The 21,679-nt window shown below is 58.0% G+C and carries 25 protein-coding genes and 1 tRNA gene; 6 read left to right on the top strand and 20 right to left on the bottom strand.

All coding sequences use genetic code 11. The features are described from left to right. The first annotated feature begins 1 nt into the window (after nt 1). Nucleotides 2–1,096, top strand: a complete 1,095-nt coding sequence (motB, locus tag L2D14_11080; GenBank protein ID WNJ98413.1) for a flagellar motor protein MotB — start codon at nt 2–4, stop codon at nt 1,094–1,096. A gap of 96 nt (nt 1,097–1,192) precedes the next feature. Continuing rightward, nucleotides 1,193–1,915: an arginyltransferase gene (locus L2D14_11075; GenBank protein ID WNJ98412.1), complete on the top strand. Its 723-nt coding sequence runs from the start codon at nt 1,193–1,195 to the stop codon at nt 1,913–1,915. A gap of 279 nt (nt 1,916–2,194) precedes the next feature. Here the strand turns inward: L2D14_11075 and parC are convergent, their stop codons facing one another. The 3 genes from parC to L2D14_11060 all read right to left on the bottom strand — a co-directional run bounded on the left by parC (nt 2,195) and on the right by L2D14_11060 (nt 6,337). Next, nucleotides 2,195–4,453 carry a DNA topoisomerase IV subunit A gene (parC, locus tag L2D14_11070; GenBank protein ID WNJ98411.1) on the bottom strand — a complete coding sequence of 753 codons (2,259 nt, stop codon included), beginning with the start codon at nt 4,451–4,453 and terminating at the stop codon, nt 2,195–2,197. A 113-nt stretch (nt 4,454–4,566) separates the two neighbouring features. Then, complete coding sequence (locus L2D14_11065; protein ID WNJ98410.1) at nt 4,567–5,031, bottom strand: polymer-forming cytoskeletal protein; 465 nt, start codon at nt 5,029–5,031, stop codon at nt 4,567–4,569. Then, the gene (locus L2D14_11060) at nt 5,012–6,337 is read right to left on the bottom strand and encodes a peptidoglycan DD-metalloendopeptidase family protein (protein ID WNJ98409.1); all 1,326 of its coding nucleotides are present in this window, start codon (nt 6,335–6,337) and stop codon (nt 5,012–5,014) included. The genes L2D14_11065 and L2D14_11060 overlap by 20 nt, the downstream gene beginning before the upstream one ends. Nucleotides 6,338–6,657: 320 nt before the next feature. Between L2D14_11060 and L2D14_11055 the strand changes: the two genes are divergently transcribed. Further along, nucleotides 6,658–7,155: a phosphatidylglycerophosphatase A gene (locus L2D14_11055; GenBank protein WNJ98408.1), complete on the top strand. Its 498-nt coding sequence runs from the start codon at nt 6,658–6,660 to the stop codon at nt 7,153–7,155. Nucleotides 7,156–7,164: 9 nt separating this feature from the next. Then, entirely contained in the window at nt 7,165–7,650 is a 486-nt protein-coding gene (locus tag L2D14_11050) for a CinA family protein (GenBank protein ID WNJ98407.1), read from the top strand. Nucleotides 7,651–7,800: 150 nt separating this feature from the next. Here the strand turns inward: L2D14_11050 and L2D14_11045 are convergent, their stop codons facing one another. The 14 genes from L2D14_11045 to umuD all read right to left on the bottom strand — a co-directional run bounded on the left by L2D14_11045 (nt 7,801) and on the right by umuD (nt 19,029). Then, nucleotides 7,801–8,232 (bottom strand): type II toxin-antitoxin system RatA family toxin, encoded by a 432-nt coding sequence (locus L2D14_11045; GenBank protein WNJ98406.1) that lies wholly within the window; start codon nt 8,230–8,232, stop codon nt 7,801–7,803. Nucleotides 8,233–8,254: 22 nt separating this feature from the next. Then, nucleotides 8,255–9,208, bottom strand: coding sequence for a lipoyl synthase (gene lipA / locus L2D14_11040; GenBank protein ID WNJ98405.1), 954 nt, complete (start codon nt 9,206–9,208; stop codon nt 8,255–8,257). 21 nt (nt 9,209–9,229) lie between these two features. Next, on the bottom strand, nt 9,230–10,636 hold the full coding sequence (gene lpdA, locus L2D14_11035) for a dihydrolipoyl dehydrogenase (protein WNJ98404.1): 1,407 nt from the start codon (nt 10,634–10,636) through the stop codon (nt 9,230–9,232). Between the two features lies 1 nt (nt 10,637). Continuing rightward, nucleotides 10,638–11,000 (bottom strand): cupin domain-containing protein, encoded by a 363-nt coding sequence (locus L2D14_11030; protein ID WNJ98403.1) that lies wholly within the window; start codon nt 10,998–11,000, stop codon nt 10,638–10,640. A gap of 9 nt (nt 11,001–11,009) precedes the next feature. Further along, nucleotides 11,010–12,344, bottom strand: coding sequence for a pyruvate dehydrogenase complex dihydrolipoamide acetyltransferase (locus L2D14_11025; protein ID WNJ98402.1), 1,335 nt, complete (start codon nt 12,342–12,344; stop codon nt 11,010–11,012). 13 nt (nt 12,345–12,357) lie between these two features. Then, nucleotides 12,358–13,731, bottom strand: a complete 1,374-nt coding sequence (locus L2D14_11020; GenBank protein ID WNJ98401.1) for a pyruvate dehydrogenase complex E1 component subunit beta — start codon at nt 13,729–13,731, stop codon at nt 12,358–12,360. Between the two features lie 32 nt (nt 13,732–13,763). Next, nucleotides 13,764–14,819 (bottom strand): pyruvate dehydrogenase (acetyl-transferring) E1 component subunit alpha, encoded by a 1,056-nt coding sequence (pdhA, locus tag L2D14_11015; protein ID WNJ98400.1) that lies wholly within the window; start codon nt 14,817–14,819, stop codon nt 13,764–13,766. Nucleotides 14,820–14,962: 143 nt separating this feature from the next. Next, the gene (locus L2D14_11010) at nt 14,963–15,346 is read right to left on the bottom strand and encodes a hypothetical protein (GenBank protein WNJ98399.1); all 384 of its coding nucleotides are present in this window, start codon (nt 15,344–15,346) and stop codon (nt 14,963–14,965) included. Nucleotides 15,347–15,359: 13 nt separating this feature from the next. Next, nucleotides 15,360–15,713, bottom strand: coding sequence for a hypothetical protein (locus tag L2D14_11005; protein ID WNJ98398.1), 354 nt, complete (start codon nt 15,711–15,713; stop codon nt 15,360–15,362). After that, nucleotides 15,697–16,083 carry a septum formation initiator family protein gene (locus tag L2D14_11000; GenBank protein WNJ98397.1) on the bottom strand — a complete coding sequence of 129 codons (387 nt, stop codon included), beginning with the start codon at nt 16,081–16,083 and terminating at the stop codon, nt 15,697–15,699. Before L2D14_11000 ends, L2D14_11005 begins: the two co-directional genes overlap by 17 nt. A 125-nt stretch (nt 16,084–16,208) precedes the next feature. Next, nucleotides 16,209–16,832 (bottom strand): 2OG-Fe(II) oxygenase family protein, encoded by a 624-nt coding sequence (locus L2D14_10995; protein ID WNJ98396.1) that lies wholly within the window; start codon nt 16,830–16,832, stop codon nt 16,209–16,211. Nucleotides 16,833–16,851: 19 nt separating this feature from the next. Continuing rightward, entirely contained in the window at nt 16,852–17,220 is a 369-nt protein-coding gene (locus L2D14_10990; protein ID WNJ98395.1) for a hypothetical protein, read from the bottom strand. Between the two features lie 106 nt (nt 17,221–17,326). Further along, nucleotides 17,327–18,598 carry a Y-family DNA polymerase gene (locus L2D14_10985; GenBank protein ID WNJ98394.1) on the bottom strand — a complete coding sequence of 424 codons (1,272 nt, stop codon included), beginning with the start codon at nt 18,596–18,598 and terminating at the stop codon, nt 17,327–17,329. Next, a complete protein-coding gene (gene umuD, locus L2D14_10980) occupies nt 18,598–19,029 on the bottom strand; it encodes a translesion error-prone DNA polymerase V autoproteolytic subunit (protein WNJ98393.1) in 432 nt (143 codons plus the stop codon). Before umuD ends, L2D14_10985 begins: the two co-directional genes overlap by 1 nt. A 179-nt stretch (nt 19,030–19,208) precedes the next feature. Here umuD and L2D14_10975 point away from each other — a divergent pair, with 179 nt between their 5' ends. Beyond that, nucleotides 19,209–19,781, top strand: coding sequence for a ComF family protein (locus tag L2D14_10975; protein ID WNJ98392.1), 573 nt, complete (start codon nt 19,209–19,211; stop codon nt 19,779–19,781). Next, on the top strand, nt 19,778–20,338 hold the full coding sequence (locus L2D14_10970) for a hypothetical protein (GenBank protein WNJ98391.1): 561 nt from the start codon (nt 19,778–19,780) through the stop codon (nt 20,336–20,338). Before L2D14_10975 ends, L2D14_10970 begins: the two co-directional genes overlap by 4 nt. Before the next feature lie 25 nt (nt 20,339–20,363). Here the strand turns inward: L2D14_10970 and L2D14_10965 are convergent. The 3 genes from L2D14_10965 to L2D14_10955 all read right to left on the bottom strand — a co-directional run bounded on the left by L2D14_10965 (nt 20,364) and on the right by L2D14_10955 (nt 21,579). Beyond that, nucleotides 20,364–20,440: transfer RNA gene (locus L2D14_10965), tRNA-Arg, on the bottom strand. 75 nt (nt 20,441–20,515) lie between these two features. Further along, entirely contained in the window at nt 20,516–21,271 is a 756-nt protein-coding gene (locus L2D14_10960) for a DUF4197 domain-containing protein (protein WNJ98390.1), read from the bottom strand. Next, complete coding sequence (locus tag L2D14_10955; protein WNJ98389.1) at nt 21,271–21,579, bottom strand: ETC complex I subunit; 309 nt, start codon at nt 21,577–21,579, stop codon at nt 21,271–21,273. Before L2D14_10955 ends, L2D14_10960 begins: the two co-directional genes overlap by 1 nt. Between the last annotated feature and the right edge of the window lie 100 nt (nt 21,580–21,679).

Here is a 21,679-nt window from a genome sequence, read left to right as displayed (position 1 = left end):
AATGGCCGAAGAAAGCGCATCAAAAAGCCCGATCATCATCAAGAAGATCAACAAGGGCGGGCACGGTCACCACGGTGGCGCCTGGAAGATTGCGTATGCCGACTTTGTGACCGCCATGATGGCGTTCTTTCTGCTGTTGTGGTTGCTGAACTCGGTCACGCAAGAGCAGTTGGAAGGTATTTCGAACTATTTCGCCCCCGTGACGGCCTCACAATCGACCAGCGGCTCCGGCGATATCCTTGGCGGCAAGACAATTACCGAAGAAGGCGCTGCGCAGAACACGACGTCACGCGATAGCGTTACGGTCGACTTGCCCCCACCGAAAGCCGGGACAGGCGGTTCGGACAATGCGGAAAACCAGGACGGCAGTGCGCCCGATGAGGAAGCCGCCGCCGAAGTCCTGAAACAGAAAGAGCAGCAGCAGTTCGAAGAAGCGAAAGAACAGCTTGAAGCGACACTCGAGAGCATTCCGCAACTGAAGGCCATGAAGGACAGCCTTCTGATCGACAACACGCCCGAAGGTCTACGCCTTCAGCTTGTCGACAAGGACGGCCTTTCGATGTTCCAGAGCGGCTCGGCGGAATTGTTCCTGCATACAAAGCGCCTGCTGGAAGTAGCCGCGGAAATCATCAAGTCTTTGCCGCAAAACATTTCTATTTCAGGACATACGGATTCGACTCGGTTTGGCGGCGGCAATGACTATTCCAACTGGGAATTGTCCGCGGACCGAGCCAATGCTGCTCGCCGCTGGCTGATGCAGATCGGCATTCCCGAAGACCGCTTTGACCGTGTCGTCGGTAAAGCGGCGACAGAGCCTTTGGTCGCGGATAACCCGACACACCCGTCGAACCGTCGGCTTTCCGTTATCATGCTGCGTGGAACCGGCAAGGATAATCCTGTGGTAAAGGCCGAAGAAGCCGGTGGCGCCAAGCCGGGGGAACCGGAAGCCTTGCCTGGTCTGAATAAGATCCGTAATGAACAGTCCGCGCCGCCAGCCCCAGCCAGCGTTGTGCCGTCGCAGGCCCGTAAACCGCAGTCAGGGTCTCTTCCCGTGCCGAGCCTTGGGCTTGAACTCGACCAGAATATCGCGCGCTGATCATTGCGATACGGCGGATGCATTCGTGAGAATTGCACTTGCCCCCTTAAATGCCGTAACGTTTTCATTCTGATGATACCGAAAGCGGAATAGCAGATGCGTCACCAGGCGTTACCCGACACCCGGTTTTTCTTTTCCACGGCCCCCCTGCCCTGCCCGTATATCGAGGGCCGGATTGAGCGGCGTGTTGTGACGGAGCTTGTCGGCCGTGACGCCAACGCCCTGCATGATCAGCTCTCAATGGCCGGTTTCAGGCGTTCGCACGGCATCTGTTATGTCCCGGCCTGCCCAAACTGCAATGCCTGTGTTGCGGTGCGGGTCGTGGTCGACGAATTCAAACCGGGTAAGTCTTTCAAACGGATTTTACGGCGCAACAACGATTTGACGGCGGAAATCGTTGAACCCATCGCAACGCATGAACAGTATGCGCTTTTCAGCGATTATCAGCGCTCGCGCCACCAAGGCGGCGATATGTCGAAAATGGATTTCCTGGATTATCAGGCTTTGATCGAGGATACGCCCGTCAACACGTTCGTGGTCGAATTCCGCAAGCCGTCAGGGACGCTTGCCGGGGCCTGCCTGGTAGACCGCCTGAGTGATGGTTTGTCCGCAGTCTACAGTTTCTTTGACGAGAGCGATACCGAGCGCAGCATGGGGACATACATGATCCTGTGGCTGATCGGTGAAGCCTACGGACAGGAATTACCGTATATGTATCTGGGATTCTGGATCGGCGGCTGTTCCAACATGTCCTATAAATCGCGCTTCAAACCGTTGGAACGGATTACCCCGGACGGTTGGGAGCGGATGGACAAGTAGCGGCTGGAAATCAAGTACGTGCCGAGTTTACCGCCGCCTCCACCAGTATAAGACGCCAGCACCGACGAGGGTTATGAGCACGGCCGATGTCGTGAGCGGGGCTGCGAGCGGAAATGCAATAATAGCCGAAAGAATCCCGACAATCGCGCCGCTGAAAAGCATGGCGACGGTCGATAACATGAGAACGGCAACGATACCGCCAAGCAAGTAGCCTAAACCGCGTTCCATAACGATACCTGTCTGGCGCAGAATCGATCTGTTGTCCAGTTATCCGCCGGATTACGAAAAGCGGTTATTGGTCGGAAAACCTTTCGGTTTAACCAGCCCGGCGCCTGCCCGTTTGCCGATCCATGCCTTGAGGTCGGTTTCCGAGCGCAATCCCGAGCCGGTTTGCCAAGACACGCCTTCCTTCAGCTTGAACGCCTGCACGTCGGACAGGACGCCGTCCTTGTAGCGTTGCAGGATGACCCCCTTGCCCCGGCCCATTTCCGGCAATTCGTCGATCGGGAAGATGACCAGCTTGCGGTTGGTGCCGATAACGGCGACATGATCCGCGCCATCGGGCACAACGGACAGGGCCGTCGCTTCGTCACTGGATCCGACATTCAGTATCTGTTTGCCGTTTTTGGTCTGCGCCGCGACCTCGTCTTCGGGAACGATGAAGCCGCGTCCGACATCGGACGCCACCAGGAATTTCCGTCCCCCCTCGAATTTCATGATTTTGACCACGTCGTGGCCATTCGGAATATCGACCATCAGGCGGATCGGCTCACCATGACCGCGGCCACCGGGCAGCTTATCGACACCGATGGTGTAAAAGCGGCCGTTGGTGGCAAAAATGATCACCTTGTCGGTGGTTTCGGCATGCAGCCAGAACTTGAGCTTGTCGCCTTCCTTGAACTTCAGGCCTGAAACATCGTCCAGATGCCCCTTGGCGGCGCGTATCCAGCCTTTTTCGGAATACACGACGGTTACCGGCTCTTTCTCGATCATGGCTTCGATGGGAACGATCACGGTGGTCGGCGGGGTGCCGACTTTGGTCCGGCGGCGGCCGAGATCGGTTTTCGGCCCGAACGATTGCTTCAGGTCCTTGAGCTCGCCCTCAACCGTTTTCCAGCGCTTGGTTTCGTCTTTCAGCAGATCCTTCAGGTCCTTGCGCTCGGCCTTGAGATTCTTGTCTTCCTTGCGGATTTCCATTTCTTCCAGTTTCCGCAACTGGCGCAGCCGCATATTGAGGATCGCTTCGACCTGCACATCGGTCAGCTCGAAGGTTTTCATGAGGACTTTCTTGGCGTCATCTTCCTCGCGGATGATGCGGATGACTTCGTCCAGATTAAGATACGCAATCAGCAAGCCGCCGAGAATTTCGAGCCGATGTTCGATCTTTTCCAGACGGTGCTTGGTAGTGCGGACGAGGACATCCTCGCGGTGCTCAAGGAAGGCGACCAGCGCTTCGCGCAGGTTCATGACGCCGGGAATGTTTTCGCGGTTCAGAACATTGAGGTTCAGGCTGATCCGCGTTTCCATGTCGGTTTCGCGGAACAGATGTTCCATCAGCATATCCGGTTCGACATTGCGCGACTTCGGTTCCAGTACAATGCGCACGTCTTCCGCCGATTCATCGCGAATATCGGCCAGCATCGGCAGCTTGCGTGCCAACAGCAGTTCCGCCGTCTTTTCAATCAGGCGGGACTTCTGCACCTGGTACGGAATATCGGTGATGACGATCTGATAAAGCCCCTGCCCCAGTTTTTCGACTTCCCACTTGGCGCGAAGCCGGAAACTGCCACGTCCGGTGCGGTAGGCCTCGATGATATTATCTCGGGATTCGACAAGCTCGCCGCCGGTCGGAAAATCGGGACCAGGGATGAATTCGACAAGTTTTTCAAAGGTGACGCGGGAATTCATCACCGCTTCGGTCGTATGCTTCGCGGTTTTGATGATGTGCAGCATGGCGTCACACAGCTCGGCGACATTATGCGGCGGAATATTCGTCGCCATGCCAACCGCGATCCCGGCGGCACCGTTTGCCAGAAGATTGGGAAAAGCCGCCGGCAGGACAATCGGCTCATGTTCCTCACCGTCATAGGTGTCGCGGAAATCGATGGCGTCTTCGTCGATGCCCTTGAGCAGAAGTGTTGCGACTTCGGTCAGGCGTGCCTCGGTGTAGCGCATGGCGGCGGCGTTATCGCCGTCGATGTTGCCGAAATTGCCCTGTCCGTCGACAAGCGGGTAGCGCTGCGCGAATTCCTGGGCAAGGCGCACCATGGCGTCGTAGATCGATTGATCGCCGTGCGGGTGATATTTACCCATGACGTCGCCGACCACACGGGCGCATTTCTTGTACCCCGAAGCCGGGTCGAGTTTGAGTTGCCGCATCGCAAACAGGAGGCGCCGGTGCACCGGCTTCAGGCCATCACGAACATCCGGCAGCGAGCGCGACATGATCGTCGACAGTGCATACGACAAATAGCGTTCGGACAGTGCATCCGCGAGTCGTGTTTCGCGGATTTCCTCTGGATCGACGTGTTTACTCATGGCGCACCCCTAGTGGCCCAAATATCCGATGGTGACGAGATATAGTAGTTATCGGCGCGATTTCGTCAATGCGCCGTTGGCCGGGAAAGCTTGGAAATCAGAGAAAGCCGGGGCTATTTTGCGTTTGCGGCCGCCGGTTTCTGTGGGGCGTGAGCTTTTTGCTTGGCCGCATCGGCCGCTGCTTCCTTATCGGACTTGTGGACATCCTCGGGGATGACCATCCGCTTGCAGTGACCTTCCAGAAAGGCGCCGGTTTCGATCGACAGGTCTTCATGCAGGATATCGCCGACGACATGGGCGGTATCGGCCAGTTTGACGACCTTGGCCTTGATCTGCCCGTCGACACGTCCAAGAACGTGGCAGGTTTCGGCAACGATCTCGCCTTTTACCTTGGCGCTTTCGCCGACGATCAGGATGCGTGTGCGAATGTCGCCGTTGACCTTACCGTCGATCTGGATTTCACCATCGCTGAGCAGGTCGCCGACAATGCTGAGATCCCGGCTGACGATCGATGGAGGCGCCGGTACGGGGGTTGGCTTGTTATTGGGTGCCTGTTTCTTATTGCTTTTGGAAAACATGCCGTCCTGCCTTGATGAACCGCATCGGGTCCTTGGGTTTGCCGTTAAAGACGATTTCGTAATGCAGGTGCGGACCTGTACTCCTGCCGGAACTGCCCAGTTCAGCGATCTTCTGGCGGAAGTCGATTTTATCGCCGCGTTTGACCATGATCTTATTCAGGTGACCGTAGCGAGTCAGAATGCCGGAGCCATGATCGATTTCGATAAAGCGACCGTACCGGCCTTTGGTCCCGGCCTGTTTGACGACCCCGGATGCAGGCGCATAGACCGGCGAGCGCATCGGCCCGCCGAAATCGACGCCATAATGTGCCGACCAGCGCTTGTTCATCGGGTCACGCCGCTTGCCGAACGAACTGGTTACGTAATAAGTGTTCAACGGCGCCGCCAAAGGCAGCCGGGCCATCACGGCCTGAAGGGTCTCCCACTGTCCGAGATGATCGTCGAGGCGGGTCAGCTTCTTCATAAGGTGACCGCCCGCTTCTTCCGGTTTGATCGGAATGAAAGGGCCGCCCTGTGCGACCTTGCCGACGATCTCGTCTGACGAAGCCAACAGGCTATCGACCTCAATGCCTGCGATCTCGACCACTTTTTCAAGCGAGCCGATGTAAGCCATCGTCCGTTCGGTCATTTTTTCGACGGCGGTATCCTGCGCGGTTTGCAGGCCGTTCAGGCGATCTTCGAGTATCGCGACCTGGGATTGCAGTTCCGTATTATGATGGTGCGCTTCATCACGTTCGCGGACGACGGTCTGCAAATCGGTTTCCACCGTCATCAGATTATCGCGAAGAGAAAAGTTCTTTGTCGACAGCGAACGCATATCGTTTTCAAGGCGGCCCAGCTTGTCGCGCAGAACTTCCCGTGCACCGGCGACGTTTTCACGTTCGCTCTCGGTGTTTTCCAAACGTTTCTCGACCGTCGACAGGCTGCGCTGCAGTGTCGCATTGCGTTCGACCAGACTGAGCATCAGATTGTGGTTGTCTTCAAGCTCACGCGTCAGCTCGACAAAGCGGCGCTGATACGCGGTCACATCCGAAAGCAGATCGTCATATGCCTGACGGGCATCCGTGATCATCGAATTCTTGGCGCCGATGATTTCGTCATGCTGGATGTAGCTGAAGGTGGAATAACCGACCCAGCCCGTGAATACGATAACCAGACTGGTCGTTGTGAGTTGCGCCCATTGAGGGACACGGAAAAAGCTGATGCGGCCACGGGTGCGAAGATGGATTTGCCGTTCGGGGAAAACGCGGTCGAGGAACCGCTGCAAACGGTCCCTAAACGTTTCTTTGTCACCCCAATCCCGCATGCTGAAACACCCCCTTAGCGCACCCTAATGTATTCTTCGGATTTCACCGAATGAACAGTTTATTATTTAACCGGATATTCTCGTTGTTTCCCGGTTTTCATTGGTAAACGATATAAAGCGAAATCACCCCAGAATCGCTTCCGAACGTCGACGACAAACCGTATCTACTTGGCCATTTTGTTGCAAGAGATTAATACCGTATTAATCCTGTGTATTGAGTCGAAAAAGCCCGGAAAACCTGGACTTTACAATGTATGCAGTCGACATGGAGGCCGCGCATGGTTCATCCTTGGCCCGGACATGCGACTTGAGGACATAAAATGACTGAGCGCCCACCGCTTTCGGATATCCGGATTCTCTTGGCCACATGGTTCGGTGCGGGCTACGCACCGTTTGCGCCTGGGACTTTCGGTTCGTTGTTTGCGTTGCCTGTCGGCTGGGCCCTGGCACATGAAGGGGGGCCGCTTGCGTTGGCGCTCGCCGCCATCGGTATTTCGTTGATCGGTGTATGGGCGGCGGATGCCTATATGGCGCAGGCCGGCGAACATGATCCCGGTCCGGTGGTTATCGATGAGGTTGCCGGGCAGTGGCTGGCCATGTTGCCGATGGCGGCGTTCCTGACCTGGCAAGGAACACTGATCGCATTTGTGCTGTTTCGGACATTCGATATCTGGAAACCGTGGCCGATTTCATGGGCCGACAAAAATGTTCAGGGTGGTATTGGCGTCATGGCCGACGATATCCTGGCCGGTATTGCCGCGGCTGCCTGTCTATACGGCTTGATGCAGGGCGCGCCGCGTTTATTGGGTATAGGGTAAGGTATAGAGATGGAAGACGAATTGATCCACGCTGCTGAAGATGTGCTGAGCGCCTGCCGGAATCGCGGCTGGACACTCTGCACGGCGGAATCATGTACCGGCGGGATGGCGGCGGCGGCGCTGACGGCGATCGCCGGCTCATCCGATGTCATGGAACGTGGCTTCGTCACCTACACCAACAAGGCCAAGCATGAAATGATCGGCGTGCCGTTGTCGTTGTTTGAAAGTGTCGGCGCGGTTTCCGAGGAGGTCGCCCGCGCCATGGCCGAAGGCGCGCGCCGGGCGGCAAGGGTCGACATTGCATGTGGCATCACCGGTGTCGCCGGCCCTGGTGGCGGTTCGGCTGAAAAGCCGGTCGGTCTGGTGCATATCGCGGCGGCGAGCGCGGATAAAACGATCCATGAGCGCTGTCTGTTCGACGGCGACCGCCATGCGGTGCGTCTTGCCTCTGCGCTCAAGGCGCTTGAGATGATGAAGGCGTTGGCGGAAACCTGAAGAACATTTTTCTGCCTATCCTTCGAGACGCCCCTTTGGGGCTCCTCAGGATGAGGCTTTGGAGAGAGCAGCCTCCTCATGCTGAGGAGCAAGTATCGCGAGCGTCTCGAAGCATGTGCCCTGAATCGAGTTCAGGGCGACGTAATACCGTCACCCATGCAGCTCACCGGCCCGGGTCTCGAAAGCGGCGATCATACGCCGGACGGCTTCCGAGAATACGGCGCCGATCGCCGCCTGCAGAATGCGCGAACGAAACTCGAAATCGACAAAGAAGTCGATCTCTGTCGTGCCGTCCCCCATATCGTTGAATATCCAGTGATTGTTCAGGTACTTGAACGGACCGTCGGTGTAGGTGACGTCGATCCGGTTAGGGCGCTGGTGACTGACCCTTGACGTAAAACTCTCGCGGAAGACCTTGAAGCCGATGATCATGTCGGCAACGACGAGGTGCTCTTCACGTTTGCGCACCCGGCAGCCGAGACACCACGGCAGGAATTCCGGGTATTTTTCAACATCGATGACAAGGTCGAACAGCTGTTCGCGGCTGTAGGGCAGGACCCGTTTTTCGGCGTGTGTCGGCATCTTTCAGAAGACGCGGCGCGGGTTACTTGCCGGCGGCAAGCTTGGCCTCGCGATTTTTACGCAGTTCCGCAAAATCGCTGTCGGCATGATAGCTGGAGCGCGTCAGCGGGGTTGATGAGACCATCAGGAACCCCTTGGATTCAGCGATCTTCTTGTAGTCCGCGAACTCGTCCGGCGTGACGAAGCGGTCAACCGGAGCATGTCGTTTGGTCGGCGCCAGATACTGACCGATGGTCAGGAAGTCGACATCCGCCGAGCGCAGATCGTCCATCACCTGCATGACTTCCGGGCGCGTTTCGCCAAGCCCGACCATGATCCCCGACTTTGTGAAGATCGACGGGTCTTCGCGTTTCACCGTATCGAGAAGCTTCAGTGAATGAAAATACCGTGCGCCGGGACGGATCGTCGGATACAGGCGCGGCACGGTTTCCAGATTGTGGTTGAAGACATCGGGGTGTGCCGCGACGACTTTCTCCAGTGCGCCCGGCTTGTCACGGAAATCGGGGGTGAGGATTTCAATGGTCGTTTCCGGCGTCGTTTCGCGGATGCGTTCGATACACTTCACGAACTGTTCGGCGCCGCCATCTGCCAAGTCGTCGCGGTCCACCGAGGTGATCACCAGATGCTTCATGCCGAGCTCGGAAACCGAGATCGCAAGGTTTTCCGGCTCCATCGGATCGACTGCGCCGGGCTTGCCGGTGGCGACGTTGCAGAACGCGCAAGCCCGCGTGCAGATATCACCCAGGATCATCACCGTTGCATGCCCCGCAGACCAGCACTCGCCGATGTTCGGACACGCAGCTTCCTCGCACACCGTATGCAGATTGCGCGCACGCATCAGCTTGCGGGTTTCGTTATAGCCTTCGGACGTCGGCGCCTTGACGCGGATCCACGCCGGCTTGCGTAGCGGCTCGTTCTCCGGATTTTTCATTTTCTCCGGATGGCGGACGCGGCTGAGGTTTTCGACTTTGCTCATTATGCCTCTCTAGGGCGATGATCACATATGGATGACGCGGCCGTATGCGTCCAGCACGCTTTCGTGCATCATTTCCGAAAGTGTCGGGTGCGGGAACACCGTGTGCATCAGCTCTTCTTCGGTGGTCTCGAGGTTCATGGCAACGACGAAGCCCTGAATCAGCTCCGTCACTTCGGCGCCGACCATGTGCGCGCCCAGAAGCTGTCCGGTCTTCTTGTCGAAGATGGTTTTGACCAGTCCCTGATCTTCGCCCAAGGCAATCGCCTTGCCGTTGCCGAGGAACTGGAAGCGGCCGACGTTGACGTCATAGCCCTGCTCTTTCGCCTTGGCTTCGGTCAGCCCGACCGAGGCGACCTGCGGATGACAATACGTGCAGCCCGGTATCTTGCCCTTGTCCATGGGGTGCACGCCCTCGACGCCGGCGATCTTTTCGATGCAGATGACGCCTTCGTGCTCGGCCTTGTGCGCCAGCATCGGCGGGCCGGCGACATCGCCGATGGCGTAAATCCCCTTCTCCGCCGTGCGCGAGAATTCGTCGGCGACGATGCAGCCGCGATCCGTTTTGATCTTCGTCGTCTCGAGGCCGATATCTTCGATATTGCCCTGCACGCCGACGGCTGAAATTACCCGGTCGACGGTGATCTCCTGGGTTTTGCCCTTGGCGTCCTCGATCGTGCAGGTGACGTTGTCGGCGCCTTTCTTGACGCCGGTCACCTTGGCTTCGGTCATGATCTTGAGGCCGTTCTTTTCAAGCTGCTTGCGGGCGAACTTGGAAATCTCCTCGTCCTCGACCGGCATGATCTGCTTCATCACCTCTACCACCGTCACGTCGACGCCCATGGTCTGATAGAAGCTGGCGAACTCGATACCGATGGCACCCGAGCCGATGACCAGAAGGCTTTTCGGCGTCACGTCCGGCACCATGGCTTCGAAATAAGTCCAGATCAGTTTCTTGTCAGGTTCAATCCCCGGCAGTGCACGCGGGCGCGCCCCGGTGGCGACGATGATGTGCTCGGCAGTATAGCTGCCGAGCGCCTTGCCGTCCTTGCCCGTGACGTCGACCTTTCCGGGACCGTTGAGTTTGGCGGTGCCGTCGACAACGGTGATCTTGTTCTTCTTCATCAGGTGCGCCACACCGCCCGACAGCCGCGACGACACACCGCGCGAGCGTTCGACGACGGCTTTCATATCGAAGCCGACTTTCTCGGCGCTGAGACCGTAGTCCTTGGCATGCTGCATGTAGTGATAGATTTCCGCCGTGCGCAGCAGCGCCTTGGTCGGAATGCAGCCCCAGTTCAGGCAGATGCCGCCGAGGTGTGCCTTTTCCACGACGCAGGTCTTGAAACCGAGTTGCGCGGCACGGATCGCGGTGACATAGCCGCCCGGGCCGCCGCCGATGATGAGTACGTCGAATTTTGTATCAGCCATTTTATATTCTCACCTCTCCGGGGGCCGTCAGTTCGCTTTTTTCGGCGTCGCCCGTGTTCACGACACCTTTTCGTTCCAGCAACATCATCCTGCATTCGTTCGTGGCGTGCGGTTTGTGTTCGACCCCGCGCGGCACGACGATCATTTCGCCGGAACCCAAGGTCTGGCGGCCGTCGCGGAAATCGATGTTCAACTCACCGTCCATGACGATAAAGACCTCGTCCATGTCGTCGTGCTTATGCCAGACGAAGTCGCCTTCGACCTTCACCAATTTGATGTCGTAGTCATCAAAGCTGCCGACGATCTTCGGACGCCAATGATCGTCAAACGCGTCGAACTTCTCCGCGAAATTGACTTTCTGCACCGGCTCAACTCACAACATCAACTGCAGCGGATCTTCAAGGATACCCTTGAGTTCCTGCACAAAGGCCGCCGCCGCCGCACCGTCGATGCAGCGGTGATCGACCGCCAGTGTCACCGTCATGATGGTGGCGATGGAAATAGCACCGTCCTTGACGACCGCGCGCTGTTCGCCGGCGCCAACAGACAGAATGCCGCCCTGCGGTGAATTGATGATCGAGTTGAACGACGTTACCCCGAACATGCCGAGGTTGGAGATCGAGAACGTGCCGCCCTGATATTCCTGGGGCTGCAGTTTTCCGTCTCGAGCCTTGCCGGCGAGTTCTTTGGCTTCGGCCGAGATGGTGGCGAGGCCCTTCGATCCGGCGTCCTTGATGATCGGCGTGATCAGACCGCCGTCGACGGCAACCGCCATCGAGATATCGGCACGGCTGAACTTGAGGATGGCATCGTCGGTATAGGCCGCGTTGCAGTCGGGCTGGCGTTTCAACGTCAACGCCACGGCCTTGATGACGAAATCGTTGACGGAAATCTTGTAGTCCGCCCCGTCGCGTCCGTTGAGTTCCTTGCGCAACGATAACAGCCTGTCGATGTCGATATCGGCTGTGACGTTGAAATGCGGAATATCGCGCGCCGACGCCGTCAGGCGTTTGGCGATGACTTTGCGCATACTGCTGTTCGGCACGCTTTCGAATTCAGGCAGCAGTTCCAGCATGGCGGCATCGATACCCGCCGGCGGTACGGCAGCGACCGTGCCCGATGTTGCCGATGCACTTGGCGCAGCGCTACCTGCCGCGGCTTTGCCGGTGCCTTCGGACAGCGCCTTTTCGATGTCGCGTTTGACGATACGGCCATGCGGCCCGGAACCGCTAAGTTGCGACAGGTCGAGACCTTCCATGTTTGCCATACGTTTGGCCAGCGGACTCGCAAAGATACGACCCCCATCGGATTTTGCCGCAGGCGCCGCAGCAGCGGCTGCAGGGGTCGGGGCCGCCGGGGCGGTAGGTTCGGCTTTCGCTTCCTCAGACGATTTCTCAGGCGCTTCCTTGGCGGCAGGTGCGGCAGCGGTGGATGTATCGACACCGTCCAGCGCGCTCGCATCCTCGCCGTCTTCAAGCAACATCGCGATCACGGTATTCACCGCAACGCCATCGGTACCTTCGGCGACGAGAATCTTGCCGACCTTGCCTTCGTCGACGGCCTCGACTTCCATGGTTGCCTTGTCGGTTTCGATCTCGGCCATGACGTCGCCGCTTTCGACGGTGTCACCCTCCTTGATCAGCCATTTGGCCAGCTTGCCTTCCGTCATCGTCGGCGACAGCGCCGGCATCAGTACTTTGATCGGCATGTTGCGGTCTCCCCTAGGCGTAGCAGACGGATTTGCAGGCCTCGATCACATCCGGCGCTTTCGGCAGCGCCAGGCGTTCGAGGTTTGCGGCGTATGGCATCGGGACATCGACACCGGCGATACGCACCGGCGGCGCGTCTAGGTAGTCGAAGGCGTGCTCCATGGCGACGGAGGAGACCTCCGCCCCGATCCCGCAGGTCGGCCAGCCTTCGCCGACGCTGACCAGGCGATTGGTTTTCTTCACTGATTCAATGATTGTTTCGGTGTCCATCGGACGGATCGTGCGCAGATTTATAACCTCCGCATCGATGCCTTCCTCGGCCAGCTTCTGTGCTGCCTCCATGGCAATGCCGACGGCAATGGAATAGGCAACGATGGTAACATCGGCGCCCGTGCGTTCGATCTTGGCCTTGCCGATCGGCAGCGTGAAATCGTCGCTGTCCGGGAGTTCGAAGCTTTGCCCGTAAAGGATTTCATTCTCCAGGAAAATAATCGGGTTGGGATCTCGGATCGCACTTTTTAAAAGGCCCTTGGCATCAGCTGCCGACCAGGGCGCGACCACCTTAATGCCCGGGCAGTTCGCGTACCACGACGCGTAGCATTGCGAATGCTGCGCGCCGACGCGTGCAGCCGCGCCGTTCGCGCCACGGAAAACGATCGGACAGCCCATCTGGCCACCGGACATGTACAGCGTTTTGGCTGCGGAATTGATGATGTGATCGACCGCCTGCATGGCGAAGTTGAAGGTCATGTATTCAACAATCGGCTTCAGACCGTAGAAGGCTGCGCCGACGCCGAGGCCTGTAAAGCCGATCTCCGTGATCGGTGTGTCGATCACTCGCTTGGCGCCGAATTCATCCAGCATGCCCTGCGAAATCTTGTAGGCGCCCTGGTACTCGGCGACCTCCTCGCCCATGAGGAACACCGTATCGTCCTTGCGCATCTCTTCGGTCATGGCGTCGCGCAGGGCTTCGCGCACGGTCTGTGTTTTCATCGGCCCGTCGTAGTCAGGTTCGGCGGCAGGCGCGGCGACCGGCTGGGCAGGCTGTGCGGCGGCCTTGGGTTCGTCCTTCGGAGCGTCTTCTTGCGGGGTTGACTGGGCGGCGGCCGGTGCCGGTGCATCGGCAACGTCGTCGGCGCTTTCACCCTCTTCGACGAGCACGGCAATGGGCGCATTGACGGCGACATTTTCCGTGCCTTCGGGCACCAGGATTTTACCGAGAATACCCTCATCGACAGCTTCGACTTCCATCGTCGCCTTGTCGGTTTCGATTTCGCACAGAACATCGCCGCTGGAAACGGAATCACCCTCGGATTTCATCCACTTGGCAATTTTTCCCTCGGTCATGGTCGGCGACAGCGCCGGCATCAATACTTGTGTGGCCATGATATTAACCTTTTTTTGGGTAATTTACGGGCTCAAGCCTCTTTGAGGACATCGGTGAACAGTTCCTGTTCATCTGGCTCGGGGCTTTGTTGCGCGAATTCCGCAGCAGCGGTGACGATTGACTTGATCTCTTTATCGATATCCTTCAATGCATCTTCGCTTGCATAATCGGCTTCCAGGATCGTGTGGCGCAAGTTGTCGATGGGATCGCTCTCCTTGCGCATTTTCTGTACTTCTTCCTTGGAGCGGTATTTCGCCGGATCCGACATGGAATGACCACGATAGCGGTAGGTCTTCATTTCCAGGATCATTGGTCCTTTTCCCGAACGCGCGTGACCCAGAGCCGCAGAGCCCTTTTCGACGACGTCGAGGACATCCATGCCGTTGACGGTTTTGCCTGGAATGTCATGCGCGGCGCCGCGCTCCGACAGTTCAACATTCGATGAGGCACGTTCGATCGATGTACCCATACCGTACTTGTTGTTTTCGATCACATAGACGACCGGCAGCTTCCAGAGTGCTGCCATGTTGAAGCTTTCATAAATCTGCCCCTGGTTGACGGCACCGTCCCCCATGTAGGCATGGCAGACTCCGCCATCTTCCTTGTACTTGTGTGCGAATGCGAGGCCGGTGCCGAGCGGCACCTGCGCACCGACGATACCGTGACCGCCGAAGAAATTCTTTTCGCGCGAGAACATGTGCATCGAGCCGCCTTTGCCCTTGGAATAACCACCACGGCGACCGGTCAGTTCGGCCATGACGCCTTTCGGGTCCATGCCGCAGGCCAGCATATGGCCATGGTCGCGATACGATGTGATGACGCTATCATCCGAGGTGCCAGCCTGGGTCATGCCGACGACGACGGCTTCCTGGCCGATGTACAAATGGCAAAAACCACCGATTAGGCCCATGCCATACAATTGCCCCGCCTTTTCTTCAAAACGGCGGATCATCAACATGTCACGGTAATAGGATAAAACTTGTTCACCCGATACTACGGATTTCTTGGCCGCGGGCTTGGCCTTGCTTTTCGCACTGGGTTTCGCAGCGCTTGCGGATTTCGCGCCGGTCTTCGGTGCTCTCGCCATTGCTTCCTCCCGATTTGGGTTTTGCGGCGGTTAACCACCGCTCTGTCGAAGGATGCTAGGCGATCTTTTATTTACATTCAAGTAAAGTGACCGTGATTTGGTTTTTGTTCCTGAAATGTATCCGTAAGTTAATGCGATAGAAGTTAAGCTGCAGCTTTTCCGAATGCAACTTCGACGACATTTCCACGATCGACACGCGAGATCGCATCGAAAACATCGCGCAGCCAATGCCAGTAACAACCTTCGAAACAGACCACCTGCTCGGGGCTGATTTTGGGGGGGATGTGATTGGCAAGATCGCCGCGCCAGCGCCTGAGTGACTGTACCCGCTCCCAATAACAGACCGTATAGGCATTCCCGCCGTCGTCGGTGACCTCTTCTATGCCAAGGAACCCGGGCTCGGCGGCGGCAAGACCGACCATCTTTTCACCGGCATCCATGAACTGCCCGGCATCAAGCCCCGCCGGTGCAGTGCGATTGATGACGGCGAAATACGGCGGATCGCGTCGCGGATCGAATTTAGCCATTACCCAATCCTCCTTAGATATGGTGTGCGGTTCGTTCGGTTGTCGCATCGCTGCTGAACAGTGCGCGTACGGAATTGTCGTTGGTGTTAGCAACTCGGCAGACTTCCAGCGGATAAGAAGCCGCACCGACAGCGCCGCTTTCCGATTGCCAGCCTTCGACATCCGAAAGTTCCCGCCAGTAAGCGACCGTAACGGGGCGACCGTCTCCGGCACGCGCCGTTTCAAGTCCCAGGAAACCGGGCCGGCGGACGGCAAGCGTTACCAGGCGGTCGCCGGTGTTAGCCGGTTCGTCGAATGACGTATGCGGATTGTTTTCGATGATCGCCGCATAATACGGCGGCACCAGTTTATCAGCGAGTGAGGCCATCGGTTTCTCCTTTGCTACTCAGTGAATGTGCCAAAGATTTATCCAGCGAACTTTGCAGTGAACTTGTCAGGACGACGAGATCGTCGGCCCGCGCATATCCGAGCATGATACGCACCCGTTCATCGAGCATGTCGCGATCGATGCTGTCCGGGTACAGCAGTTTGACGCGGCTGTCCCAGTGCTGCTTTTCCTGTTGCAGGTTGTGCAGACGATTTTCCGCCTCGGCGACACGCTCGCGCATCTGCAGCAAGGCCAGCAGACCGCGGTCTCCGTGCACCGTGTGGTAGGCGAAATAAGCGACGGCGACGATACCGAACAACGGCCCGACGACGTGTTTTGCACGCCTGCGTAATTCTTCAATAAGCCCCATGGACTGCGGGAATCCTCTATCACCTTCTGTGCTGGTCCCAGTCCCAACCGGCCACAAGTATGCGACGGCAATTCTTAACAAGCCGTTAGGGTGTATTAGGATTTTGGAAAAATCAGGCGGCGGAATTACTGCTGTGGCAGATAATCGTCGGACCACTTGAGGACGATATTGAAGCTCAGCGAAATGCGGGTTTCATCGCTCAGGTTCGGATGAACGAAATGCATCATCGCGGCCGGCCACATCATCAGCAATCCCGGTTCCGGCAACACCGTATATTCCGGATCGACGTATGGGTCGCCCTTGATCGATGACATGTTGAACCCGGTCCGGGGGTCATAGAACGTGATGCAGTTCGGGCGTACATCGCTACGCTGGCGCTTCTTCGCATTGTCCCCCGGTATCTTCAGATAATACGTACCGCTGAGATACGAATGCGGATGGTTATGCGGGTCGTGGTAATCGCCCTGGCGGTTGATGTTGGCCCAGGCATGGATCTGCCAGTTGACCGCGTAATCGATGCCGATTTCGCGCAGGTAATCGATCACCGTCTGGTTGATCTGTGCACGCAGCCAATTCGGTCCCTCGCGGTCGTACTCAAGCGGGTTGTTTTCGCGGTAGTCGGTGGTCAGCGCCTTGTTGGCCTTTTCCATCTCGCGAACGAGTTTTATCAGGTCGCGGGTCGGTTCCTCGAAATCGGGCAACTGACGGCGCACCAGCTTGGTCGGGAACAGATCGATGAAGTCGGTCATGCAGGGGCGGCCTGTGCGCTTATCGCCGGGGTGGCGGCGGCGTCAAAGCCTCGTAGACGCGGCAGTTGGAGTACCCCTGGTTATAGAAATGATAGGTGTATTTCGGATCGCCGGCCCCGGTCGGGTCATAAAGATTCCAGCCCGGCTTGGCGACACCTGTGATCCCCTGCCCCTTGCCGCCGATATAACCGATCGACAACCTGAGTACCTTGCGTTGCTTGAACACCCCCTGGCGGCACATGCGCGACAGCTTCGGATTGAGTTTTCCGACACTGCTCATGGAGGATTTGGTATTGGCGTATTCGCCCTTGATACGGTTTTTCGCCGCCGCGTCCGTGGCGGTGAGCGCACAGATGGCAAGCGCGGCAAGTGCCGTTTTTCCGGTCAATGTGACAGCATTCTGCTTCATCATCAGAACGTTATAGCCGTTTACGGATTCAAATGGAAGTGATCGCCGGCACAGGCGCTATTTCAGGCACCATATCAGGCAGCACTTAATGGACTTCCGGCAGTTCGTCCCAGCGTGTCGTGTAACGGCGGCTGCGGTGGTTCTGATTCATGTACCAGTGCCGCGGCCGGTACACCTGTCCGTAACCGATGCTGCCGGCGCCGAAGCGGCCGTTGATGGCATCAAAGGCCTGCATTAGCTTATCGGCACCGGGCGGCCGTGCGGTGTCGAACAGGGTCATCGGCGCGGCGTCGACGCGGTGCAGGTTGAACATCATGACCCCCGCTTTTTTATAGGGGATGCCCGGCCGGTAGGCCTGGCGAAGCGCCTTCATCGCCGCCTTGACGATATCGCCGGTGTGATTGCCGGCCGGCGTCAGCCCGATCGATGCCGAACCGGTGAACTGCGGCAGGTCCGGGCGGAACGGGTTGCCGCGCACGAAGACGTTGACGATTTCGGCGATCAGCCCGCCCTGGCGCAGCTTTTCCGCGGCCCGGGACGCCAGCGCCTTGACGATTTCCTGCAGCTCTTCGTGGGTTGTCATCATCTTGCCGAAGCTGCGTGTCACCGCCGTCGTCTGCTTGTCGGGCGGGCAGTCCTCGAGCGCGATGCAGGGGATGCCGTTCAGCTCGTCGACGGTGCGCTGGCCGACCACGCCCATGCACTGGCGCGCCCATGTGCGGTCGGCACGCTTGAGATCGAGCGCCGAATGAATGCCGTGCCCCTGCAGCATCCGGGTCCAGCGCCGGCCGATCCCCCAGACATCGCCGACCGGCGTTGCCGCCAGCGCCGCCGTGTGGGTTTCCGGGGCGAGCAATACAGAGACCCCGTCCGCTTTCTTGGCCAGCCGGTTGGCGATCTTCGCTAGCGTCTTGGTCGGCGCCATGCCGATGCTGACCGGCAGGCCGGTCCACTGCAGCACCGTGCGGCGGATGTCCTGCGCATAAGCGGCCGCGTCCCCGGCGGCGGCGTGGCTGAGGTCGAGGAAGCATTCGTCGATGGAATAGACCTCGATGTCCGGGGTGAATTGCGCAAACACGTCCATCATGCGCGCACTCATGTCGCCGTACAGCGTGTAGTTGGAACTGCGCACCTGAACGCCCCGCCACGCCGGGTTCTCACGCATCTTGAAGTACGGCTCACCCATGCCGATGCCGAGCGCCTTGGCTTCGGCGGAGCGCGCGATGACGCACCCGTCGTTGTTCGACAGCACGACGGCGGGCTTGTTCCTGAGATCGGGCTGAAACACCCGTTCGCACGACACGAAGAAGTTGTTGCCGTCGGCCAAAGCTATGATGGGGGGAATAATGGGCGGCATTATCTGTAGCTCTTGATGGTGTGCGCGACGACGCCCCAGATCTCCCCGTCCTCGGGCAGCGCCAGCGGCGGAAAATCGGCGTTCGCCGGGATCAGCCACCAGCGCGGGCCGCGCCGCTCCAGCCGCTTGACCGTCATCTCGCCGTACGCGACGGCGATGACGATGTGGCCGTGCTTGGCCTCGCGCGAACGGTCGACGACCAGAAGGTCGCCGTCGTCGATACCGGCCCCGGTCATCGACTCGCCACTGACACGGACCAGGAACGTCGCCGACGGATGCTCGACCAGATCGTTCAGATCCAGCGTGCCGTCGGCGAAGTCGTCCCCCGGGCTCGGAAACCCGGCGGCAACACGGCTTAGATACAATGTCAGCGCGAACCGGCGGTCCGGCTTGGCGATGATCACTTGGGGCTTGCTTACATATGAGAACATAAATAGAACATTGCCGAATCGCCGATGCGCTGACAAGAGGCCTTGCAGGCTATTTCCGGGGATAAGTGCCCGAAGCGGTCACTGTCATGGGAACGGGTCAACACAGGCGGCAGGGCAAAAAAGCGCCCTCACCCTTCCATAGCCTCAAAGATATTCAAACAGGCCGCGTGGAGGGTATAATGGCGCATGAGATCAAAGGGAGCTGGAGAAAGGGATTTGCGTTCGACTTGCATACGGTCGATAGCGTGTATCTGGGAGTGGATCAATTTGGCCATGATCGCTTCGATAATACACGCAGTGAGATGGGTGAGCTGCTCTATCAGCTCAAATACAAGGGCAATAAGTCTGCCGTCGCCGGGATCATAAAATTGTTAAGCCGGATAAATGGAATTGAAACCTTTGATGCAATCGTGCCTGTTCCGTCCTCGGCCCAAAGAGCCATTCAACCGGTCGACGAAATTGCGAAGGCACTTGGGATATCCAGAGGAGTGAAGGTGCTTATGGGCTGTTTGTCCAAAAAAGCGGGACCAGAATTGAAGAATGTCGATTTTCCCGAAGAACGTGCGGCATTGCTGGAAGACGCCATTTCCTTATCGGGGGACGTCGATCTTGCGGGAAAAAAAGTGCTGTTACTCGACGATTTGTTCCGCTCGGGCGCCACGCTTGAAGCCTGTACGAAAGTTTTAAGAGACGACGCGAAAGCTGGGGATATTTGCGCGCTGACAATGACGCGAACCCGGAGCAATAGATGACAACCGTATTTCTTTCGGGGTCCCGTGCGGTCAGCCGGCTGAACGAGAATATCCGAGGTCGGATCTCCAATATCGTGAACAATGAATTCGACATCGTGATTGGTGATGCGAACGGTGCCGACAAGGCGATGCAGGGGTATCTGAGCGAAATCGGGTACAGAAATGTGAAGGTTTATTGCTCCGGGGTGAGATGCCGAAACAATCTGGGCGAATGGCCAGTCGAAATGATTGACGTCGACAGCAACCTGAAAGGCCGTGATTTCTACACGGTGAAAGACAAAAAAATGGCCGAAGACGCCGATTTCGCCCTCGTTATATGGGATGGTAAAAGCTCGGGCTCCATCAGCAATGTCATTGAGATGCTCAGGCAGGACAAAACGGCCTTGATGTATTTGTCTGGCATCAAGTCATTCGAGACCATTTCGGATGCGAAGAAATTACGCCTGTTGCTCCGGCGTGGTGATCCGGCTGACATCGAGAAACTGAATAAGAAACTGAACGTTCAGAAACTGCTGACCGATCTTGATGGCGCGCGGCAGGAAGTCCTGAATTTCTGAAATCAGCGGTGTCTGCTGGAAAATTTGGCGCGCCCGGCAGGACTCGAACCTGCAACCGTCCGCTTAGAAGGCGGATGCTCTATCCAGTTGAGCTACGGGCGCGCGGGCGACGCCTTTCTAATCCGCATGGTGAAAAGGTGCAACGGAAAGACGTGCGCGGGGTGATCGGGAAGCTACTTACGAGCCGCCGAAGACCTGCTTCAGGATATCCGTGGTGCGGGCCGCCGGGTTGGCGCGGATATCCGCCTCTTCCTTGGCCAGATAGTGGAAAATGCCGTCAAGCGTCATCTGCGTGGCGTGCGCCTGCAGGTCTGCTTTGACATCTGGAACGAGCGGCAAGCCCTTGTATTTGCTCATCAATGAGTCATAAGCCGTGATCGCGCCGACCTGTTGCAGGGCATTGTCGATGACCGGTTCCACGGTGGCTTTCAAATCCGGCGTCGCGACCCGCTTGAAGTACTGCGTGGCGGCATCCTGGGGCCCGTCATAGATCTTTTTGGCGTCGTCCAGCGTCATCTCGTTGACGGCCTTCCAGATTAGTTCCTTGGTCTTCGGCGCGGCTTCCTCGGCGGCGCGGTTGATCTTCAACTCGACATCATCGGCCAGCGCCGACAGACCGAACTTGCGCATCAGGTCCTGCACCTTGGCCAGTTGCTCTGGCAGCGGAATGTGGATCGCCGGATCGGCATTGAAGCCGTCGGCCGCGCCGACCTGGGCGGTGACCCGCTCCGCGCCGACGCGCAGCGCTTCCTTGAGGCCGGCGATGATCTGATCGGTGCCGAGCGCACCCGTGGACGTCCCGCTCGAACCGCTGCTCGAGCCGCTGGTAACCTGGTCGACAGCCCCTTTCAGTTTATCGAGGAAACTCGCCTGAACGGACGCAGCCGCAAGGACAAGCGCGGCGCATGTTGCTGCCAGCCAGAGACGGCGCATCAGTGTGTCCACAGGGTCTTGCGGCCGAAGGCGAAGTTGTCGGCGTAGTTTTTCGGTTTGATCTTGCGCTTTTTCGGGTCGGAGACGTGATACGTCAGGCTGTTTTTCTTGGCGAAGCTGATCGCATCTTCCTTGCTGTCGAATTTCATGCGGACCTGGCCGCGGGTGTCGCGCGATCCGGTCCAGCCCATCAGGGTGTCGGTTTCCTTGCGCGAGCCGGGCTCGAATTCGAGGATCCATTTCTTGACGTTGGCGCGCCCGGACTGCATGGCAGTCTTGGTCGGCTGATAGATACGCACATCGGGCATGGAAAAACTCTCCGCTGGAACCAATATAGTCTCTGAAAGATACGCGAGAAATCGCCGAAGGCAATGGATTTCAGGGCCTGGGCACATGGCAACACGACGA

The sequence above is a fragment of the Thalassospiraceae bacterium LMO-JJ14 genome, from assembly GCA_021555105.2.
GTDB lineage: Bacteria > Pseudomonadota > Alphaproteobacteria > Rhodospirillales > Casp-alpha2 > UBA4479.
This window is presented reverse-complemented; position numbering and strand designations above follow the sequence as displayed.

Excerpts from the sequence above, each read along its gene's own strand:
- motB (WNJ98413.1), top strand. The coding sequence starts at position 2 with ATGGCCGAAGAAAGCGCATCAAAAAGCCCGATCATCATCAAGAAGATC.
- L2D14_11075 (WNJ98412.1), top strand. The coding sequence starts at position 1,193 with ATGCGTCACCAGGCGTTACCCGACACCCGGTTTTTCTTTTCCACGGCC.
- parC (WNJ98411.1), bottom strand. The coding sequence starts at position 4,453 with ATGAGTAAACACGTCGATCCAGAGGAAATCCGCGAAACACGACTCGCG.
- L2D14_11065 (WNJ98410.1), bottom strand. The coding sequence starts at position 5,031 with ATGTTTTCCAAAAGCAATAAGAAACAGGCACCCAATAACAAGCCAACC.
- L2D14_11060 (WNJ98409.1), bottom strand. The coding sequence starts at position 6,337 with ATGCGGGATTGGGGTGACAAAGAAACGTTTAGGGACCGTTTGCAGCGG.
- L2D14_11055 (WNJ98408.1), top strand. The coding sequence starts at position 6,658 with ATGACTGAGCGCCCACCGCTTTCGGATATCCGGATTCTCTTGGCCACA.
- L2D14_11050 (WNJ98407.1), top strand. The coding sequence starts at position 7,165 with ATGGAAGACGAATTGATCCACGCTGCTGAAGATGTGCTGAGCGCCTGC.
- L2D14_11045 (WNJ98406.1), bottom strand. The coding sequence starts at position 8,232 with ATGCCGACACACGCCGAAAAACGGGTCCTGCCCTACAGCCGCGAACAG.
- lipA (WNJ98405.1), bottom strand. The coding sequence starts at position 9,208 with ATGAGCAAAGTCGAAAACCTCAGCCGCGTCCGCCATCCGGAGAAAATG.
- lpdA (WNJ98404.1), bottom strand. The coding sequence starts at position 10,636 with ATGGCTGATACAAAATTCGACGTACTCATCATCGGCGGCGGCCCGGGC.
- L2D14_11025 (WNJ98402.1), bottom strand. The coding sequence starts at position 12,344 with ATGCCGATCAAAGTACTGATGCCGGCGCTGTCGCCGACGATGACGGAA.
- L2D14_11020 (WNJ98401.1), bottom strand. The coding sequence starts at position 13,731 with ATGGCCACACAAGTATTGATGCCGGCGCTGTCGCCGACCATGACCGAG.
- pdhA (WNJ98400.1), bottom strand. The coding sequence starts at position 14,819 with ATGGCGAGAGCACCGAAGACCGGCGCGAAATCCGCAAGCGCTGCGAAA.
- L2D14_11010 (WNJ98399.1), bottom strand. The coding sequence starts at position 15,346 with ATGGCTAAATTCGATCCGCGACGCGATCCGCCGTATTTCGCCGTCATC.
- L2D14_11005 (WNJ98398.1), bottom strand. The coding sequence starts at position 15,713 with ATGGCCTCACTCGCTGATAAACTGGTGCCGCCGTATTATGCGGCGATC.
- L2D14_11000 (WNJ98397.1), bottom strand. The coding sequence starts at position 16,083 with ATGGGGCTTATTGAAGAATTACGCAGGCGTGCAAAACACGTCGTCGGG.
- L2D14_10995 (WNJ98396.1), bottom strand. The coding sequence starts at position 16,832 with ATGACCGACTTCATCGATCTGTTCCCGACCAAGCTGGTGCGCCGTCAG.
- L2D14_10985 (WNJ98394.1), bottom strand. The coding sequence starts at position 18,598 with ATGCCGCCCATTATTCCCCCCATCATAGCTTTGGCCGACGGCAACAAC.
- umuD (WNJ98393.1), bottom strand. The coding sequence starts at position 19,029 with ATGTTCTCATATGTAAGCAAGCCCCAAGTGATCATCGCCAAGCCGGAC.
- L2D14_10975 (WNJ98392.1), top strand. The coding sequence starts at position 19,209 with ATGGCGCATGAGATCAAAGGGAGCTGGAGAAAGGGATTTGCGTTCGAC.
- L2D14_10970 (WNJ98391.1), top strand. The coding sequence starts at position 19,778 with ATGACAACCGTATTTCTTTCGGGGTCCCGTGCGGTCAGCCGGCTGAAC.
- L2D14_10960 (WNJ98390.1), bottom strand. The coding sequence starts at position 21,271 with ATGCGCCGTCTCTGGCTGGCAGCAACATGCGCCGCGCTTGTCCTTGCG.
- L2D14_10955 (WNJ98389.1), bottom strand. The coding sequence starts at position 21,579 with ATGCCCGATGTGCGTATCTATCAGCCGACCAAGACTGCCATGCAGTCC.